Source organism: Paraclostridium benzoelyticum (genome assembly GCF_001006285.1).
In the GTDB taxonomy this organism is placed as follows: domain Bacteria; phylum Bacillota; class Clostridia; order Peptostreptococcales; family Peptostreptococcaceae; genus Paraclostridium; species Paraclostridium benzoelyticum.
The window spans coordinates 41448-59581 of sequence record NZ_LBBT01000021.1 but is presented as its reverse complement, the minus strand read 5'-3'; the positions used below and the strand labels follow the sequence as shown (position 1 = coordinate 59581).

Genomic DNA, 18134 nt, shown 5'->3' with positions numbered 1-18134 from the left:
TACCTGGTTGATAGGTCGGAGGTGTAAGTGCAGCAATGTATGTAGCTTACCGATACTAATAGATCGAGGACTTGACCAAGATTATTTGAGCAACGGGATAAATATGAATGTATATGAATATTTAGACGTTGGCGAAATGATCACGGTGAATTTTAATCTTACAAATGTTATTCAGTTTTTAGAGTACTAACTCTAAATAAAGATTATGCGGTTATTACAGCAAAGAGGATACACCTGTTCCCATTCCGAACACAGAAGTTAAGCTCTTTAGCGCCGATGGTACTTGGTGGGAAGCTGCCTGGGAGAGTAGGACGTAGCCGCGTAATCTTTTTTATTTTACGTGGATTTAAGTGGTGGTTGATATTTAGTTTGTGCTTGGGTCATAAAGCTGAGAAAATGCTTTGAATGACCGCTGCGCTACAAACTAAGTCTCAACCACTTTTTGTTGTGCAAAATATAAAAGAATTACGCTTGTACGGGAGGATACAAAGAGATGAGAAAAGATGATTTAAGAGATTACTTCGCTGCAAACTAAATATCAACCACTTTTTGTTGTATAAAAATAAAAAGATTACACTTGTACGAGATGGGATTAAAATATAAAGTAAAAAATGATAAAAGATACTTTAAAAAACTTGATTATAATTATATGATTGAAATAGTTGTTTAATATAACCACAATATGTTTTAGGAGGAGGATCTTTAGCTTGAAATTTAAGTTAAAGTAAAATTAAAAGTAATGAATACACCAATAATAGATTCTTTAAGAAAAATAGTTGATGATAATATAATATCATTTCATATGCCAGGTCATAAGAAAGGCGCTATATATAAAATGCTAGGGTATGAAGATATACTTGAAAATTTATATAAGCTAGATACAACTGAGATTCCAGGGGCGGATAATTTACATTCACCAGAAGAGTGTATAAAAGAGTCTCTTAAAAGGGCTTCAGAAGTATTTAAAAGCGATAAAACTTTTTATTTAGTGAATGGATCTACTTGTGGAATTGAGGCAGCTATAATGGCTTCTGTAAATCCTAAAGAAAAAATAATACTAAATAGAGATTGTCATCAATCAGCGATTAATTCCTGTATAATTGGAGATATAGATCCAATTTATGTTAATCCTAGTATAAATAAAGATAGTAATACTTTATCTGGAGTTAGCTTTGATGATGTAAAAAGTGTCATAGACTCAAATTTAGATGCAAAGGCAGTTTTTCTGACTTATCCAACTTATTTTGGGGATATATTTGATTTAAAGTCTATTTGTAGTTATGCACATGAAAAAGGTATGACTGTTATAATAGATGAAGCCCATGGAGCTCACTTAGGGTTAAGTGAGAAGCTACCAGAGACAGCATTAAGCCAAGGCGCAGATATAGTAATACAAAGTACTCATAAAACATTACCATCCTTTACACAATCATCTATGATTCATATTAAAGGAAATAGAATAAATATAAATAAGTTAACAAATATGCTGAGAATAACAGAATCTTCAAGCCCATCATATTTACTTATGGCATCTTTGGATATAGCTGTAGATATATACGAAAAAAACGGGTTTGATTTGATGGACAAACTTTTAAGTAATATAGATGAATTTAAAAGTGAACTTTATAAGCTTAAAAATATTAAAGTAGATGAAAGTAAAGATTATACTAAAATATTTTTAAATACAAAGAAACTTGGGATTACGGGACATGAATTAGAAAATATTTTAAGAGAAAATTATAATATACAGGTTGAGTTATCTAATTACTATGGTGTTTTATTGATTGCAACAATTGGGAATACAAAAGATGAATTTGTAAAGTTAAAAGATGTATTATTTGAAATAGATAAAATTTATAAGAAAGAAAGTCATTTAAAAAACGTATCGTATCCAATTAAATTACCTAAAAAGATATTAAGTCCAAGAGAAGCATTCTATATGGATAAAAAAAATGTTAAAATAGAGAATAGCATAGGAAAAATTTCAGGTGAGTATATAATACCATATCCACCTGGAGTTAGCTTAGTATCTTCAGGAGAAGAGATTACGAAAGAAGTTATTGATTACATTATAGAATGTAAATCTAAGGGAATGAACGTTAATGGAGTTAAAGATAGTGAACTTAGGTTTATTCAAGTTATAGACATAGATTAAATTCATAAGAAAGGAAGAGAATATTAGTTACGTATATGAGTATATTAAGCGTGATCAATATTGATAGGTGTAAAAAATGAAAGGAAAGTTAATAATTATAGAAAGTGGTTCAGATGCTAGCGGAAAAGCAACTCAAACCAAAAAATTATACAATAGATTAATAGAGGATGGGTATAAAGTAAAAAAAGTCGAATATCCAAACTATAAATCAGACTCTGCTTCACTAGTTAAGATGTATTTAAATGGAGACTTCGGGAAAAATGCTAATGATGTAGATGCATATGTAGCTTCTACATTCTTCGCAGCAGATAGATACGCATCTTTTAAAACGGAATGGGAATCTTTTTATAATGAAGGCGGAATTATAATAGCAGATAGATATACTACTTCAAATATGGTTCATCAAGCATCGAAAATGGATGAACAAGAAAGAGATAAATATATAAATTGGTTATTTGACTTTGAGTTTAATTTATATAAGATTCCACAACCAGATTGTGTAGTATTTTTGGATGTTCCTGTAGAGTTTAGTAAAAAACTTATGGAAAATAGAAAAAATAAATTTACAGGGGAAGAAAAAAAGGATATACATGAAAGTGATATAGACTATCTAACAAGATCATATAATAACTCTTTATATATAGCAAACAAGTATAATTGGAATAAAATTGATTGTATAGACGATGAAAAATTAAGAAGTATAGATAACATACATGAAGAAATATATAAAGTCGTTAAAAAAACTATAGATTCTATGGAGAAATAGATATGTATTTTGAAAATATTATAGGACAAAGTTTTGCTAAAAAATATTTATCAAACTCTATTACAAAAGATAAAATAAATCATGCATATTTATTTGAGGGAATAAATGGAGTTGGTAAAAGCACACTTGCACAGGAGTTTGCAAAATTTTTACTTAAAACAAAACATCTTGAGAATAACCCTGATTTTATATCTATAGAACCTCAAGGTGCAAGTATAAAAATAGCTCAAATAAGAAGCTTACAGACTGATGTTATAATAAAGCCACATGGAGACTATAAAATATATTTAATTACTGATGCAGAAAAAATGACTATAGAGTCTCAAAATGCATTATTAAAAACATTAGAAGAGCCACCTAACTACGTAATAATAATACTTTTAACAAATAATAAAAACTCATTACTAGATACAATAAAGTCAAGATGTGATATAGTAAAGTTTTTACCAATACCTTTTATAGAATTAAAGGAGTATTTAAAAACAAAGGGAATTGAAGATAGAAAAGCTAGTATGTTAGCTACATTTTCTAGAGGAAGTATAAGCAAAGCTTTAGAACTGTCTGAGTCATCAGATTTTATGGTAATGAGAGAAGATATTCAAAGTAATATACAAACTATGTTAGACAAGAATGTAGTTGATATATTAGAACTTCCAAGTAAGTATGACAAATATAAAGATAATATTATTGAAGTTTTGGATATAACTTTGAATTATTTTAGAGATATAATGATGCTAAAAGAAAATATAAATAAAGATATGATTATAAATATAGATAAAATAACATTTTTACAAAATATGAGCAAAAAAATTAACTATTCTCAAGTGTCTAAGATTATTGATATAATAGAAGAGACTAAGAAAAAGTTAAAAAGTAATTGTAACTTTAATTTGAGTATACAAGTGATGTCTTTAAATATATATGAGGTGATTAAATGATAAGAATAGTGGGTGTTAGATTCAAAAGTGCAGGGAAAATATATTATTTTGACCCTGTAGAATTCGAAATAGAGAAAAATGTAGATGTAGTAGTAGAAACTGCAAGGGGATTAGAATATGGCAAGGTTGTAGTAGGACCTAAGGAATTAGATGAAAGTGAGTTAGTATCACCTTTAAAACCTATTGTAAGAATAGCAACAGAAGAAGATACTAAGATTTATTTAGAAAATAAAGAAAAAGCAAAAGAAACTTTTGAGGTTTGCCAACAAAAAATAAAAGAACATGAATTAACTATGTTTCTTATAGATTGTGAATATACATTTGATAGAAATAAGCTAATATTCTACTTTACAGCAGAAGGAAGAATAGATTTTAGAGAACTTGTAAAAGATCTAGCTTCTATATTTAAGACTAGAATAGAATTAAGACAAATTGGAGTAAGAGACGAAGCTAAATCTATAGGTGGACTTGGACCATGCGGAAGAAGATTATGTTGTTCTTCTTGGTTAGGGGATTTCCAACCTGTATCTATAAAAATGGCAAAGGACCAAAGTTTATCACTTAATCCTACTAAAATTTCAGGCATATGTGGTAGATTATTCTGCTGCTTAAAATATGAACATGATGTATATAGTGAAGCATTAGAAAAAATGCCAACAGTAGGCTCTATAGTACAATCCCCGGATGGAAAAGGAAAAGTAATTGAAATTAATCCTCTTTTAGAACAAATTAAAGTGGAATTACAAGATAAAAATATAAAACTTTATGAAAAAGAAGAGATAAAGATTTTACAAGAAGCCAAGAAATGTTCTGGATGTGGACAAAAAGATGAAAAACTTGATGCAGAAACATTAAGAGAGTTAAAAAAATTAGAAGATTAATAGGGGGGTAGGATATTTCCTACCCTTTAAATTGCGAATTTTTAACGCTTAAAGAAATTACACTTGCTGGAATTTGTGAATAATCTAAAAAATTTATTTGCATCAAAACACTATATTTTGAGCGTTAAAAAGATTTTAAGCAACGGATAAAGTCGTTTGAGTAACGGGGACACGAGCTTGCCGAGTGGACGTTGACGATATGAAATTTTGGCGATATGAAGTAGTTCGCAGACGTAGTTGCTCAAGCGAAGCGAATTTTTAATGTTAAGGAGTAGATTTATGGACGTAAAAATAAAAGAGACGGAAAGAATAGATGATATTCAATTAAAAGGACTAAGGTTGATACAAGACACAACTGGATTTTGTTTTGGAGTAGATGCTGTTTTACTAGCTAATTTTGCTAAAGTAAAAAGAGGTGCTAGTGTAGTAGATTTAGGAACAGGAACAGGTATAATACCAATATTAATAGCTGGTAAAAGTGAAGCTAAGGAAATTATAGGTGTAGAGATTCAAGAAGAAGTTTATGAGATGGCTTCAAGATCTGTACTATTAAATGACTTACAAGATAGGGTTAAAATTGTAAATGGAGATATAAAAGTAATAGATAAAACTTTAGAAGTTAACAAGTTTGATGTAGTTACTTCGAATCCTCCATACATGCACGATAATGGAATAAAAAATCCAAATGATAAAAAGGCTATATCAAGACATGAAGTAAAATGTAATTTAGAAGATGTTATAAGATCAGCATCTAGACTATTGAAAGATACAGGTAAGTTTTACATGATCCACAGACCAACTAGACTGATAGAAATAATAACATTAGCAAGACAATATAAGTTAGAGCCAAAGCAAATTCAGTTTATTCATCCTAAGCAAGGCAAGGCTCCTAACATAATGTTAGTTCAATTTACTAAGGGTGGAAGACCAGATTTAAAAATATTAGATCCATTATATGTTTATGATGAGAATGGAAATTATACTAAAGAAATTGATGACATATATGCAAATCAAGATATAGGAGAAAAGTAAATGAGTGGAAAATTATATGTATGTGGAACTCCAATTGGAAATTTAGAAGATATAACATATAGAACTTTAAGAGTTTTAAATGAAGTTGATTTAATAGCAGCAGAAGATACTAGACATAGTATTAAACTTCTAAATCATTTTGAAATATCGAAACCATTAACAAGTTACCATGAATACAATAAAGATAATAAAGGCGGATATTTAATAAATAAATTATTAAGCGGAGAAAATATAGCGTTGATAAGTGATGCTGGAATGCCTGGGATATCAGACCCTGGAGAAGAAGTAATAAAACAGGCTATTGAAAATGATATTGAGGTAGTTGTATTACCTGGGCCTACTGCATCTATAACGGCATTAATAGGATCAGGGCTTGAAACTGGAAAATTTGCATTTGAAGGCTTTTTAGATAGAGATAAAAAAAGAAGAAGAGCACAACTAGAAGAATTACAATATGAGAAAAGAACTATTATATTTTATGAATCTCCGCATAGACTAAAAGATACTTTAAAAGATATGCTAAAAATATTAGGGAATAGATCTATATCTATAAATAGAGAATTAACTAAAAAATATCAAGAAATAATAAGAAAAGATATACAAGGTTGTATAGAAATTTTTAATGAAAGAGAAGTAAAAGGAGAATTTGTACTTATAGTTGAAGGATTTAAAGGAGAAGTCGAAAAAGTTTGCGAATATGATGATTTAAATGATAGAGAGTATGTAGCAAAGCTTATGGAAAAAGGTATAAGCAAAAAAGATGCAATTAAAACTGTGTGTAAAGAAAGAAAATTAAAGAAAGATATAGTATATAAACAAGTTCTAGATTTATAAAATAGAGGTGATAAAACATGACATTAGTAAAAAAACTAATGGATTGTATAAAAAGTAAAAATACAGTTGATTCAATTAAAAAAATGGATGAGTCAGGAGATTTAGCAAAACTATTGCCTATTACCAGTGATATGAAGTGTGTAGGTGAATGCAAATATCATGTCATAAACTGCTTTGAACATTCAATTCTAGCTGTTAAATTATTTGAAGATATTGTAAAGGAAGAAAACTTTTTTGAAACCCATTTAAAACATAGGGTATTTGAATCTTTAAACAAAGAATTAGAAAATGGAATGAAAAAAATAGATCTTATAAAATTAGGGATATTCCTGCATGATATGGGTAAACCGATAGCTCAAACTGTTGATGATAATGGAAGAATTCATTTTAAAAAACACGAAATATTAGGAGCGAATAAATCATTAGAAATATCTAAAATATTAAATTTAAGTGAGTTAAATTCATCTATTTTATACAAATATATTAGATATCATATGTCATTACTTGAATTATACAGAAATAATGATATGTCCAAAGAAAGATTATTTAATATATTTGATGACCTAAAAGATGAAAGTATAGATATATTCCTTATAGGATATGTTGATATAGTATCAACTCGAAAATTAATAAGACCAGATGAAGACATGGGTATAATTAAATCTTATATGGACTATGCAATAACTAACTACATATATCGATATGAGAGAGGTTAGTTTAGATAAAAGGCAAAGTCGTTGGAATATAGGTATAGTAAAATTTTATTTAATATTAAGATATAGACAATTTGCAAAAATTTGTATATTATAAAAGTGTGTTAATTTTTTAAATTAATACACTTTTATTACGTTTATATTTAAAGATTTTATTTAAAAAAGGTTAAAAAACAATGCTTTGGAAAACGATTTTATAATTGACTTAAGCTTGGGGAGGATAAGGAATGAGAAAAGATATATCAAATAAATTAAAATCAATTCAACCATCAGTAACATTAGCTATAACTGCAAAAGCTAAGAGCTTAAAAGCTCAAGGCGTAGATATAATAGGATTTGGGGCAGGGGAACCTGATTTTAGAACTCCCAAACACATAAGAGATGCAGCTATAGATGCTATAGAAAATGAGAGTATAGGGTATACTGCTGCTTCAGGAATGGATAGTTTAAAGCAAGCTATATGTGATAAATTAAAAAGAGATAATAACTTAGAATACACTAAAGATCAAATAGTTGTTTCTAATGGAGCTAAACACTCATTATTTAATACTTTATCAGCGATATGTAATCCTGGAGATGAAGTAATAGTTCCTAATCCATATTGGGTAAGTTATCCAGAATTAACAAGATTAGTAGATGCAAAACCTGTATTTGTAGAGTGTCCAGAAGAAGCTGAATTTAAATACACAGTTGAAGCTTTAGAATCTGCAATAACAGATAAAACTAAAGCGATAATATTAAATACACCAAATAATCCAACTGGAACAGCTTATAAAGAAGAAGATTTAAAAGCTATAGCTGATTTAGCTGTGAAAAATAATATATATGTAATCTCAGATGAAATATATGAAAAACTATTATATGAAGGAACTCACAAAAGTATAGCATCTTTTAATGAAGATATAAAAGATTTAACAATAGTTGTAAATGGGGTAGCAAAAGCTTATGCAATGACAGGATGGAGAATAGGATACACTGCTTGTAAAAAAGAAATAGCTAAGTCTATGTCAAATTTCCAAAGTCATGCTACTTCAAATCCAAATACTATAGCTCAATATGCTACAATAGCTGCTTTAAATGCTCCAGAGGATACATTGAAGGAAATGCTTGAAGCATTTAAAGAAAGAAGAGACTTCATGGTTGATAAAGTTAACTCTATAGAAAATTTATCATGCTTAAAACCACAAGGGGCTTTTTATGTAATGGTAAATATAAGTAAACTATTAGGTAAAACTTTAAATGGAAAAGAAATAAAAAATTCAATAGACTTTGCTGATTATTTATTAGATGATGCAAAAGTAGCTGTTGTTCCAGGAATAGGATTTGGAAATGATAATTACATAAGACTCTCTTATGCAACATCATTAGAAAATATAAAAGAGGGTCTAGAGAGAATAGAGAAAGCTATAACTTTATAATTAAGAATTAACATGCTATTTTAACTTGTAGATTTATATTCTACTTGTTAAGATAGCTTTTTTATTTTTGATTTATATAATGTCAATTAGATTACAAAGGTCATATATTATAGAACTAAGTAATATTTTGGAGTATAATAATAAATATTGTTTGAAAAATAGAATAATGGGGGTAATTTATGTTAAAGAAAGGCATAGTAGCTATAGTTATAGCAATTGTTGTATTCCAAACGTATAGCATGGTATCATCAAAAGAAAAGGATACTTATGCAGATATAAATGAGGATAAAATAGAATCTATAGAAAAAAAACCAAAGCATGAAAGAAGTGAGTATATAGAAGGTATACAACCTCTTTATATAGATGGAATATTGGTTGCGAATAAAGATTATGGTCTTCCTAGTGAATATGCTCCAGCAAGTGGAAGTGAAGATTATGAAGCAATGGAAGCTTTTAAAGAAATGCAAGAAGCTGCAAAGAAAGATGGACTTGAAATAAATGTAAGAAGCGGATATAGAAGTTATGATACACAAGTTCAACTATATAATAATTATGTTCAAAGAGATGGAAAAGAAGCTGCTGATAGATACTCTTCAGTACCAGGGTTTAGTGAACATCAAACAGGACTAGCTTTAGATATATCAAATGGAAATTATAAAAAATCAATAGGGCCATGGTTTGACAATACACCACAAGCTAAGTGGTTGTATGAAAATGCATATAAGTATGGATTTATACTTAGATACCCAAAAGGTAAAGAAGATATAACTGGGTATATGTATGAATCTTGGCACTATAGATATGTAGGTAAAGAGCATAGTAAGAATTTTAAAATGAATGATTTAACACTAGAAGAATATTTGGGATTAAAATAGAGGATGAAAAAAATCATCCTCTATTTTATTTATAATATAGATTTACCTTCGATTATTGTTGAAAGAATAACAGATGTTTTAGTTCTTCCTACTTGCTTAATTTTATCAATTACTTGTTCAAGTGCATACATATCTGGAACTATAACTTTTAGTAAAAGACAATCATCCCCAGTTATGTGATGACATTCAACAATACGGTTATCACGTTTAACGTAGTCTATAAAAGATTGATAGTTTTCACTAGGTAAAGATATATTTATAAAAGATTTAATTACTCTTCCTAATTTATCTGGATTTACGATAGCTTTATAGCCTTTAATAACTCCAGATTCTTCTAACCTTTTAACTCTTTCTGAAACTGCAGGTGATGTTAAACCTACTATTTTACCTAAATCCTTCATGGAAATTCTACCATCTTCTTGCAGTAGTTCTATAATTTTAAAATCTGTTGCATCCATATTAAAACTCCTTTCGACTTTCGATATTAGTTAAACATTTTTTTTAGTGTCTAGCATAGAATTTTTTAGATTCCAAAGATTTTCAGATAAGTCAACTTTGTATGTTTGAGGATAGACTAGTCGTCTATATTCTCTCCATAAAGTATTTAGTTCATTTTGAGCATATTTTTTTATTTCAGACACTGATCTTTTTTCATATACACAATTTCCATTAACAAATAAAGGTTGTAAAAGTTCTCTGATTGTATAATTTTTAAATGTTTTTTTCTTCCATGTATATACTGGATGGAACACAGTCAATGGTTTTGTAGTATCTAGAACCTCATCTTCAAGCATTATTAAATCTGCTTCAGCTTTTCCCTGATTATTATATATTCTAACAACTTTTTTGTATCCAGGATTAGTAATTTTCTCTGGATCTTCAGAAATTTTTATTTTTGGTTCGATTTGGTTATTTTTAAAAGATGCTACCAGTTTATAAACTCCGCCTAATGATGGAGAATCAGCTGAAGTTATTAGTTTTGTTCCAACTCCCCAAGAATTAATTGGAGAACCAGATGATTTTAAGCTTGATATAGCATATTCATCTAAATCATTAGATGCTGTTATTTGTATATCCGTGAAACCTTCTGAATCTAATACTTTTTTACATGCTTTAGATAAATAATCTAAATCACCAGAGTCTAGTCTGATTCCAACTGGTTTATAGCCTTTAGTCTTTAAATCTTTAAAGACTTTAATTGCATTAGGAACTCCACTATTTAAAACATCATAAGTATCTACTAATAAAAGGCACTTATCTGGATAAATTTTTGCATAAGCTTCAAATGCCTCTAATTCAGAATCGAATTTTTGAACCCAGCTATGAGCATGAGTTCCAACTATAGGGATATCAAACATTTTCCCTGCGAGTACATTTGCAGTGGCACTACATCCCCCGATTATAGCTGCTCTTGCACCATATATTCCTGCATCTGGACCTTGAGCACGTCTTAATCCAAATTCTAATACTGAATCACCTTGAGCTGCAAAGCAAACTCTTGAAGCTTTACTAGCTATTAGTGACTGGAAGTTTACTATTGTAAGCAATGCAGTTTCAATAAGTTGAGCTTGATAAAGTGGTGCTTTAATCCTTATTATCGGTTCATTTGGGAACATTACAGTTCCTTCAGGAACAGAATAAATATCTCCTGTAAATTTAAAATCTTTTAAGAAATCTAAAAATTCATCTGAGAATAAGTTTAGGCCCCTAAGGTATTCCAAGTCACTGTTGGAAAAATTAAGGTTATTTATGTACTCAACTAGTTGATCTATACCACAAACAATCGTATACCCACCCTTGCAAGCGTTTTTCCTAAAAAACATATCAAATACGACTATATCATCATGAACACCATTCTCAAAATATCCATTAATCATAGTAAGCTGATATAAGTCAGTAAGAAGTGTTAAATTTTTCATTATATATCTCCTTATTACCCTAAAAATATAAAAAAATTACATAAGTATACTAAAACATAATATAGGATAAGTTTCAAGTATAATATGGGAACTTACTATCATAAAATTCATAAGAGGGGGTAGATTTATATGGGAAAAATATGGTTTTGGATGATTTCAATTGGGATAGTAGGAAGCATATGTACAAACAATTTAGCACAATTAAATGAAGTTATATTGAATGAATCATCTAAAGGAATTGAATTTGCAGTAAGTTTAGCCGGAATAATGGCCCTTTGGATGGGGATTATGAATATAGCTAAAGATTCTGGATTAATAAATAAAATAGGGGATATATTATATCCTATTTTAAAAAAAATATTTCCATCTATTCCAAAAGGTCATAAAGCTATGTCATATATAGTTATGAATATGGTTTTAAATATGTTAGGAGCAGGAAATGGAGCTACAGCATTTGGATTAAAAGCTATGAATGAATTACAAACTTTAAATAAAAGAAAAGATACAGCTACAAATGATATGGTTATGTTTTTAGTAATAAATATTTCATCTATACAAATTATTCCATTTACCATGATTAAATTAAGGTTAGATGGAGGATCATCGAATCCAGGAGAAGTAATAATTTCAACTTTATTTGCAACAATTGTATCTACTATAGTTGCAATAACAAGTTGTAAATTCCTTCAAAGAAGGAGGTATAAGTAATGATTGATTTATTTTCAAATTCTATAATACCTATTATTATTCTAGGGATTGTAATCCATGGAAAGATAAAAGGTGTAGACATATATGATAGTTTTGTTAAAGGTGCTATAGATGGATTAAAGGCTACATGGAGCATATTGCCATACATAATAGGAATATTTTTAGCAATAGGAATATTTAAAAGTGGAAAAGGAATTGATATGTTAGAGTTTATATTTAAGCCTATAGCAGAATTATTTAGTATTCCAAAAGAGCTAATAGGCCTTATAATAGTTAAACCTTTATCGGGAAGTGGAGCTTTAGGAATGTATAATGAACTTGTAAGTAGAGTAGGGATGGGAAATTTAGTTGAGAAAATGGGGGCAACTATAGTTGGAGCATCGGAAACCATATTTTATACAATGGCTATATATTTTGGAAGCTTAAAAATAAAAAATACTAGGCATACTTTAGCATGTGCAATGATGAGTCATGTTGCAGGTGTATTAGCGGCTGTGTTTATATGTTACATATTATTTGCTTAAAATATTCAATCTTAAAATTTAATATCGGATACATAGTATGTCCAATATTGTTCGATAGGCTAAAAACATTTTGTAGAATTTATACAAGAAAGTTTTTTGTTAAATTTTAAAATTTTTTATTTACAATTACATAATAAGGCACTATAATTAGTTTATAATAAAATTTCAAAATTAAATTCTATGAAAAAGAGAGTAACATTAAATTGAGTTTCAGCGAGCTAGGGTTGGTGTGAGCCTAGTAATGACGTTTATTGTGAAGAGAGCTTTGGAGAAGGTTGCCTGAAATAATAGTATGGTAATCGGTGAGCCTGCCTTAAAGGATAGAGTGGATAAGTTTACTTGTCAATTAGAGTGGTAACGCGGATATAATTCGTCTCTTGGTTTTTATAACCAAGAGACTTTTTTAATATAATGAATTATATTTGTATTAGCATATATTTGATTAACTTATCAATGAGAGTGGTACCACGGATAATTTCGTCTCTTAGCATTTTGCTAAGGGGCTTTTTTTATGCTTAAGTGGACAATTAAGGAAAAAATTATAACAAAAGCAACTATGAATTATCAATTACTAATAATTATTAATTAGGAGGTATTATAATGAAAATATTAAAAAAAGTAGTGTTTACTGGATTAATAGGAGTTTTAACTTTAGGTGTAGTAGGATGTTCATCATCAAAAGAGGATGAAAGTCAATTGCAATCAATCAAAGATAAAGGAGTACTAACGGTAGCTACAAGTGCAGATTACCCTCCGTATGAGTTCCATAAAAAAGTGGATGGAAAAGATAGCATAGTAGGATTTGAAATGATGATAGCAGAAGAAATAGCAAAAGATTTAGGTGTAAAGTTAGAAATTAAAGATATGAAGTTTGATGGTCTATTAGGGGCAATTAAATCAGGAAATGCAGATATGGTAATTGCAGGAATGAGCCCAACAGAGGAAAGAAAAAAAGCTGTTAATTTTTCTAATGTATACTACAACGGAGAACATACTATTTTAGTAAAAGAATCTAATAAAGATAAATATAAAAATATTGAAGATTTAAAAAGTGCAAATATAGCTGTACAAAAAGCTAGTTTACAAGAAACTATAGCTAAGGATGTTATAAAAACTAAGGATATAAAATCTTTAGGAAAAATATCAGATGTAATTTTAGAGCTAGAAAATAATAATGTTGATGCAGCTGTAGTAAGTAAAGAAGCTATAAGTGGATACTTAAAACAATATCCTGATCTTGTAGAATCAAATGTAAATTTAGGTGAAAATCAAGGTGAAGGATCAGCTATAGCTATAGATAAATCTCAAGATAAAACTTTAGTAGATCAAGTAAATAAAACATTGGATGAATTAAAATCTAAAAATAAAATAGAAGAGTTTGTTCAAAAAGCTACTCAATTAGCGCAATAAACAGGAGGTAAATTATAATGGATTTTAGTTTTTTAAGTGATTATTCACAGTTTTTTATAGATGGAACGAAAATTACAATTGGAATATCGATATGCACACTAATTTTAGGATTTTTAGCTGGAGTAATAGTTTGTATGGCGAGAATTTCAAGAAATAAAATTTTTAGTATTTTAGGTTCAATATATATAGAATTTTTAAGAGGAACTCCTTTACTTGTTCAAATATATATAATTTACTTTGGATTCCCTACAATAGGAATAAAATTTCCAGATGTAGGACCTATACCATCTGAGTATATATCAGCGATAGTGGCACTTTCTATTAACTCAAGTGCATATATAGCAGAAATTCTTAGATCAGGAATACAATCAGTAGATAAAGGACAAATGGAAGCTAGTAGATCATTAGGATTTGATTACTCGACTAGTATGAGATTAGTAATTATCCCTCAAGCATTGAAAAATGTACTTCCAGCTTTAGCAAATGAATTTATTGTTTTGGTAAAAGAATCTTCAATAGTTTCTGTAATAGGAATACAAGATTTAATGTATAGTGCAGATATAGTCAAAGGAAACACTTATTTAGCATTTGAACCATTACTAGTAGCAGCTATGATTTATTTTGTACTTACATTTACACTATCTAAATTAGTTGGATTATTTGAATTAAAACTTGAAAATAAAAGTGTAAGAGAATCAAAATCTTCTTTTAAAATTTTCAAAACTACTAATGCTTAATAAGGAGGTTAAATTATGATCCAAGTAAAGAATATAAAGAAAAAATTTGGTAAATTAGAAGTATTAAAGGATATAAATTTAGATATAAAAAAAGGAGAAATAGTAGCTATTTTAGGGCCAAGTGGATCTGGAAAGAGTACGTTGTTAAGATGTTTAAACTTATTAGAAAAACCAAATAACGGAGAAATTATTTTTAATAATCAAAATATACTAGATAAAAAATGTGATGTTAATAAGGTAAGAGAAAATATAGGTATGGTGTTTCAAAATTTTAACTTATTTCCAAATATGACAGTACTAGAAAATATAATTATAGCACCTATTAAATTAAAAAAAATAAATAAAGATGAAGCTATTGAAGATGCTTTAAACTTGTTAGACAGAGTTGGATTATTAGATAAAAAAGATGCATATCCATCTCAATTATCAGGAGGGCAAAAACAGAGAATAGCAATTGCTAGAGCGTTAGCCATGAAACCGGAAGTTTTACTATTTGACGAACCTACGTCTGCGCTTGACCCAGAGATGGTTAAAGAGGTTTTAGATGTTATGAAAGAACTTGCAGATGAGGGAATGACTATGGCTGTTGTAACTCATGAAATCGGATTTGCTAAAGAAGTTGCAAGTAAAGTTGTATTTATGGATGGAGGGTATATCCTAGAAGAGGGTACACCTAAAGATGTATTTGAAAATACAAAAAATATAAGAGCTAAACAATTCTTTGATAAAGTTATATAAAACATAGCAATGTAGGAAAATTACATTGACATAATGTAGTAAATTTAATAAAATTAAGCTTAATAAGTTATATAAAAATTCGCTTCTCTCATGTCGCCAACGACCTTAATAAACAGGTCCGTTGCTCAAGTTTATGAGTTGATAATTATATTAATCTAAAGTTCACGATTAAATATAATTACCTAAGAATTAAAATAATATTAACAAAAACAATGAATATAACATATACTTTATGTTAAATATAATAACTAATTAAGCTATGAAGAGATGAGTAAATAATTATTTTTCCTACAGAGAGCTAGATAAGGTGAAAGCTAGTGTTAAAAGAGTTATTGAATATGGTCTTGGAGCTATTTTATCCGAATAGTAGATTAATATCTATTTTTAAGATAAAACGGATGGACTCGTTATCGTCTTTTGAGATATCTAATATAATATTTTTTATTAGATAAAGTTAGGGTGGTACCGCGAATATAACCTCGCCCCTATGTATATCATAGGAGGCGAGTTTTTTATTTATATAGAAAATGAGGAGGAAAATATATATGACAAAACCAACTTTTTACGTTACAACTCCTATATATTACCCAAGTGGTAATTTACATATAGGACATACTTACACAACTGTTGCAGCAGATGCAATAGCAAGATTTAAACGTTTCTGTGGGTACGATGTAAAATTCTTAACAGGAACAGATGAGCACGGTGAAAAAATACAAAAAACTGCTAAAGAAAAGGGAATGACAGAAATAGAGTACCTTGATGGAATGATAGCAGATATACAAAAACTATGGAAAACTATGGATATATCTTATGATGACTTCATAAGAACAACTCAAGAAAGACATGAAGTTATAATACAAAAAATATTCACTAAGTTATATGAGCAAGGTGATATATATAAAGGATCTTATGAAGGAAGATACTGTACTCCTTGTGAAAGTTTTTGGACAGAATCTCAATTATTAGAAGGAAATAAGTGTCCTGACTGTGGAAGAGATACTTATATAGCGAAAGAGGAGGCATATTTCTTTAAACTATCTAAATATGAAGATAGATTAAGAGAGTTATTTGCAGATCCTAACTTCTGTTTCCCTGTATCTAGAAAAAATGAAATGGTTGCAAACTTCTTAGATAAAGGATTAGAAGACTTATGTGTAACTAGAACTACTTTTGATTGGGGAATTAAAGTTCCTTTTGATGAAAAACACGTTATATATGTTTGGGTAGATGCGTTATGTAACTATATAACAGCTTTAGGATATATGAGTGAAGATGATTCTGAATACAAGAAGTATTGGCCAGCTAATGTTCATATAGTAGGAAAAGAAATAATGAGATTCCATACTATAATATGGCCAGCTATATTAATGGCTTTAGGTGAAGAGATGCCTACACAAGTATATGGTCATGGGTGGATATTATTTGATAACGACAAAATGAGTAAATCTAAAGGAAATATAGTATACCCAGAACAGATGATAGAAAGATATGGAGTAGATGCTCTTAAATACTTTTTATTAAGAGAATTTGCATTTGGTCAAGATGGTAATTATACTCACAAAAACTTTGTAACTAGACTTAATTCAGATTTAGCAAATGATTTAGGAAACCTAGTAAGTAGAACTGTTTCTATGGTTGAGAAGTATAACGAAGGAATAATACCAATGCCAAAAGTAAGTACTGAGTTTGATGATAATTTAAAAGAAACAGCTAAAAATTCAGTTGAAAACTTTGAAATAGAAATGAATAAACTTCAATTTAATGAAGCTTTAGAATCAGCTTGGAAATTAATAAGAAGAACTAATAAATATATAGACGAAACTATGCCATGGGCTTTAGCTAAAGATGAAGCTAAAAAAGATGAATTAGATGCAGTGTTATATAATTTATGTGAATCTATAAGAATAGTAGCAACTCTTATAAATCCAATGATGAACGATACTGCTAAAAAGATATATGGACAATTAGGAATAAATGATGAGAGTTTAACTACTTGGGAAAGTACTAAAACTTTTGGATTAATAAAAGAAAATACAAAGGTTGAAAAAGGAAATGCATTATTCCCAAGATTAGATATAGAAAAAGAAGTAGAAGAACTACAAGAATTATTTTCAGAGAAAAAAGAAGAAGTAGAAGCGCCATTAGAACATAAACCAGAAATATCTATAGATGATTTAGATAAAATTGAGCTTAGAATAGGTAAAATTGTAAGCTGTGAAAAACATCCAAAAGCAGATAGACTTTTAGTATCACAAGTAAAAGTAGGTCCAGAGACAAGACAAATAGTTTCAGGAATAGCTAAATGGTATAAGCCAGAAGATTTAATAGGAAAAGAAGTTACAGTAGTATGTAATTTAAAACCTGTTAAATTAAGAGGGGTAGAATCACAAGGAATGATATTAGCTGCAGGAGATAATGGAGATGATTTAGTCGTACCATTCACAGAAGGAGCTAAAGACGGTTGCGAAGTTAGATAAGGAGAT

Annotated in this window: 17 protein-coding genes, 2 rRNA genes and 2 other annotated features; of the genes, 17 read left to right on the top strand and 2 right to left on the bottom strand. The window is 28.9% G+C overall.

The genetic code is table 11. The features are described 5' to 3' along the window. From VN21_RS01380 to VN21_RS01330, 11 genes are all read left to right on the top strand, one after another. Positions 1 to 79 (top strand): 23S ribosomal RNA (locus VN21_RS01380); the annotation flags it as partial. Positions 80 to 206: 127 nt separating this feature from the next. Then, positions 207 to 323 (top strand): 5S ribosomal RNA (gene rrf, locus VN21_RS01375). 416 nt (positions 324 to 739) lie between these two features. Further along, complete coding sequence (locus tag VN21_RS01370; RefSeq protein WP_046821686.1) at positions 740 to 2155, top strand: aminotransferase class I/II-fold pyridoxal phosphate-dependent enzyme; 1416 nt, start codon at positions 740 to 742, stop codon at positions 2153 to 2155. A gap of 76 nt (positions 2156 to 2231) precedes the next feature. Beyond that, positions 2232 to 2921 carry a dTMP kinase gene (locus VN21_RS01365; RefSeq protein ID WP_046821685.1) on the top strand — a complete coding sequence of 230 codons (690 nt, stop codon included), beginning with the start codon at positions 2232 to 2234 and terminating at the stop codon, positions 2919 to 2921. A 2-nt stretch (positions 2922 to 2923) separates the two neighbouring features. Beyond that, positions 2924 to 3859: a DNA polymerase III subunit gene (locus VN21_RS01360; protein WP_046821684.1), complete on the top strand. Its 936-nt coding sequence runs from the start codon at positions 2924 to 2926 to the stop codon at positions 3857 to 3859. After that, a complete protein-coding gene (locus VN21_RS01355; protein WP_046821683.1) occupies positions 3856 to 4740 on the top strand; it encodes a PSP1 domain-containing protein in 885 nt (294 codons plus the stop codon). The genes VN21_RS01360 and VN21_RS01355 overlap by 4 nt, the downstream gene beginning before the upstream one ends. 279 nt (positions 4741 to 5019) lie before the next feature. Continuing rightward, a complete protein-coding gene (locus tag VN21_RS01350; RefSeq protein WP_046821682.1) occupies positions 5020 to 5772 on the top strand; it encodes a tRNA1(Val) (adenine(37)-N6)-methyltransferase in 753 nt (250 codons plus the stop codon). Then, entirely contained in the window at positions 5773 to 6606 is an 834-nt protein-coding gene (rsmI, locus tag VN21_RS01345) for a 16S rRNA (cytidine(1402)-2'-O)-methyltransferase (protein WP_046821681.1), read from the top strand. It abuts the gene before it with no gap. A 17-nt stretch (positions 6607 to 6623) separates the two neighbouring features. Continuing rightward, entirely contained in the window at positions 6624 to 7322 is a 699-nt protein-coding gene (locus VN21_RS01340; protein ID WP_046821680.1) for an HD domain-containing protein, read from the top strand. Between the two features lie 224 nt (positions 7323 to 7546). Beyond that, entirely contained in the window at positions 7547 to 8737 is a 1191-nt protein-coding gene (locus VN21_RS01335; RefSeq protein WP_046821679.1) for a pyridoxal phosphate-dependent aminotransferase, read from the top strand. Positions 8738 to 8916: 179 nt separating this feature from the next. Beyond that, the gene (locus VN21_RS01330; protein ID WP_046821678.1) at positions 8917 to 9612 is read left to right on the top strand and encodes a M15 family metallopeptidase; all 696 of its coding nucleotides are present in this window, start codon (positions 8917 to 8919) and stop codon (positions 9610 to 9612) included. A 29-nt stretch (positions 9613 to 9641) separates the two neighbouring features. Here VN21_RS01330 and VN21_RS01325 read toward each other — a convergent pair whose 3' ends face one another. Together VN21_RS01325 and VN21_RS01320 are read right to left on the bottom strand one after the other, a co-directional pair. Continuing rightward, positions 9642 to 10070, bottom strand: coding sequence for an Lrp/AsnC family transcriptional regulator (locus VN21_RS01325; protein WP_021430395.1), 429 nt, complete (start codon positions 10068 to 10070; stop codon positions 9642 to 9644). A gap of 30 nt (positions 10071 to 10100) precedes the next feature. Further along, positions 10101 to 11531: a nicotinate phosphoribosyltransferase gene (locus tag VN21_RS01320; protein WP_046821677.1), complete on the bottom strand. Its 1431-nt coding sequence runs from the start codon at positions 11529 to 11531 to the stop codon at positions 10101 to 10103. 129 nt (positions 11532 to 11660) lie between these two features. Here VN21_RS01320 and VN21_RS01315 point away from each other — a divergent pair, with 129 nt between their 5' ends. From VN21_RS01315 to metG, 6 genes are all read left to right on the top strand, one after another. Then, positions 11661 to 12239, top strand: a complete 579-nt coding sequence (locus VN21_RS01315; RefSeq protein ID WP_046821676.1) for a nucleoside recognition domain-containing protein — start codon at positions 11661 to 11663, stop codon at positions 12237 to 12239. Then, positions 12239 to 12763: a spore maturation protein gene (locus tag VN21_RS01310; RefSeq protein ID WP_046821675.1), complete on the top strand. Its 525-nt coding sequence runs from the start codon at positions 12239 to 12241 to the stop codon at positions 12761 to 12763. The genes VN21_RS01315 and VN21_RS01310 overlap by 1 nt, the downstream gene beginning before the upstream one ends. 171 nt (positions 12764 to 12934) lie before the next feature. Beyond that, positions 12935 to 13144 (top strand) — a binding site (T-box leader). Positions 13145 to 13363: 219 nt separating this feature from the next. Next, positions 13364 to 14173, top strand: coding sequence for a transporter substrate-binding domain-containing protein (locus VN21_RS01305; RefSeq protein ID WP_046821674.1), 810 nt, complete (start codon positions 13364 to 13366; stop codon positions 14171 to 14173). 17 nt (positions 14174 to 14190) lie between these two features. Then, positions 14191 to 14910: an amino acid ABC transporter permease gene (locus tag VN21_RS01300; RefSeq protein WP_046821673.1), complete on the top strand. Its 720-nt coding sequence runs from the start codon at positions 14191 to 14193 to the stop codon at positions 14908 to 14910. Between the two features lie 15 nt (positions 14911 to 14925). Continuing rightward, positions 14926 to 15648 (top strand): amino acid ABC transporter ATP-binding protein, encoded by a 723-nt coding sequence (locus tag VN21_RS01295; protein WP_046821672.1) that lies wholly within the window; start codon positions 14926 to 14928, stop codon positions 15646 to 15648. A 250-nt stretch (positions 15649 to 15898) separates the two neighbouring features. Beyond that, positions 15899 to 16138, top strand: a binding site (T-box leader). A gap of 55 nt (positions 16139 to 16193) precedes the next feature. Further along, positions 16194 to 18128: a methionine--tRNA ligase gene (metG, locus tag VN21_RS01290; protein WP_046821671.1), complete on the top strand. Its 1935-nt coding sequence runs from the start codon at positions 16194 to 16196 to the stop codon at positions 18126 to 18128. Positions 18129 to 18134: the final 6 nt, after the last annotated feature.

Bases quoted from the DNA above. Each gene is read 5' to 3' on its own strand.
- VN21_RS01320 (WP_046821677.1), bottom strand. From the start codon at position 11,531: ATGAAAAATTTAACACTTCTTACTGACTTATATCAGCTTACTATGATT.
- VN21_RS01370 (WP_046821686.1), top strand. From the start codon at position 740: ATGAATACACCAATAATAGATTCTTTAAGAAAAATAGTTGATGATAAT.
- VN21_RS01315 (WP_046821676.1), top strand. From the start codon at position 11,661: ATGGGAAAAATATGGTTTTGGATGATTTCAATTGGGATAGTAGGAAGC.
- VN21_RS01350 (WP_046821682.1), top strand. From the start codon at position 5,020: ATGGACGTAAAAATAAAAGAGACGGAAAGAATAGATGATATTCAATTA.
- VN21_RS01355 (WP_046821683.1), top strand. From the start codon at position 3,856: ATGATAAGAATAGTGGGTGTTAGATTCAAAAGTGCAGGGAAAATATAT.
- VN21_RS01300 (WP_046821673.1), top strand. From the start codon at position 14,191: ATGGATTTTAGTTTTTTAAGTGATTATTCACAGTTTTTTATAGATGGA.
- VN21_RS01340 (WP_046821680.1), top strand. From the start codon at position 6,624: ATGACATTAGTAAAAAAACTAATGGATTGTATAAAAAGTAAAAATACA.
- VN21_RS01325 (WP_021430395.1), bottom strand. From the start codon at position 10,070: ATGGATGCAACAGATTTTAAAATTATAGAACTACTGCAAGAAGATGGT.
- VN21_RS01295 (WP_046821672.1), top strand. From the start codon at position 14,926: ATGATCCAAGTAAAGAATATAAAGAAAAAATTTGGTAAATTAGAAGTA.
- VN21_RS01305 (WP_046821674.1), top strand. From the start codon at position 13,364: ATGAAAATATTAAAAAAAGTAGTGTTTACTGGATTAATAGGAGTTTTA.
- rsmI (WP_046821681.1), top strand. From the start codon at position 5,773: ATGAGTGGAAAATTATATGTATGTGGAACTCCAATTGGAAATTTAGAA.
- VN21_RS01335 (WP_046821679.1), top strand. From the start codon at position 7,547: ATGAGAAAAGATATATCAAATAAATTAAAATCAATTCAACCATCAGTA.
- VN21_RS01360 (WP_046821684.1), top strand. From the start codon at position 2,924: ATGTATTTTGAAAATATTATAGGACAAAGTTTTGCTAAAAAATATTTA.
- metG (WP_046821671.1), top strand. From the start codon at position 16,194: ATGACAAAACCAACTTTTTACGTTACAACTCCTATATATTACCCAAGT.
- VN21_RS01330 (WP_046821678.1), top strand. From the start codon at position 8,917: ATGTTAAAGAAAGGCATAGTAGCTATAGTTATAGCAATTGTTGTATTC.
- VN21_RS01365 (WP_046821685.1), top strand. From the start codon at position 2,232: ATGAAAGGAAAGTTAATAATTATAGAAAGTGGTTCAGATGCTAGCGGA.
- VN21_RS01310 (WP_046821675.1), top strand. From the start codon at position 12,239: ATGATTGATTTATTTTCAAATTCTATAATACCTATTATTATTCTAGGG.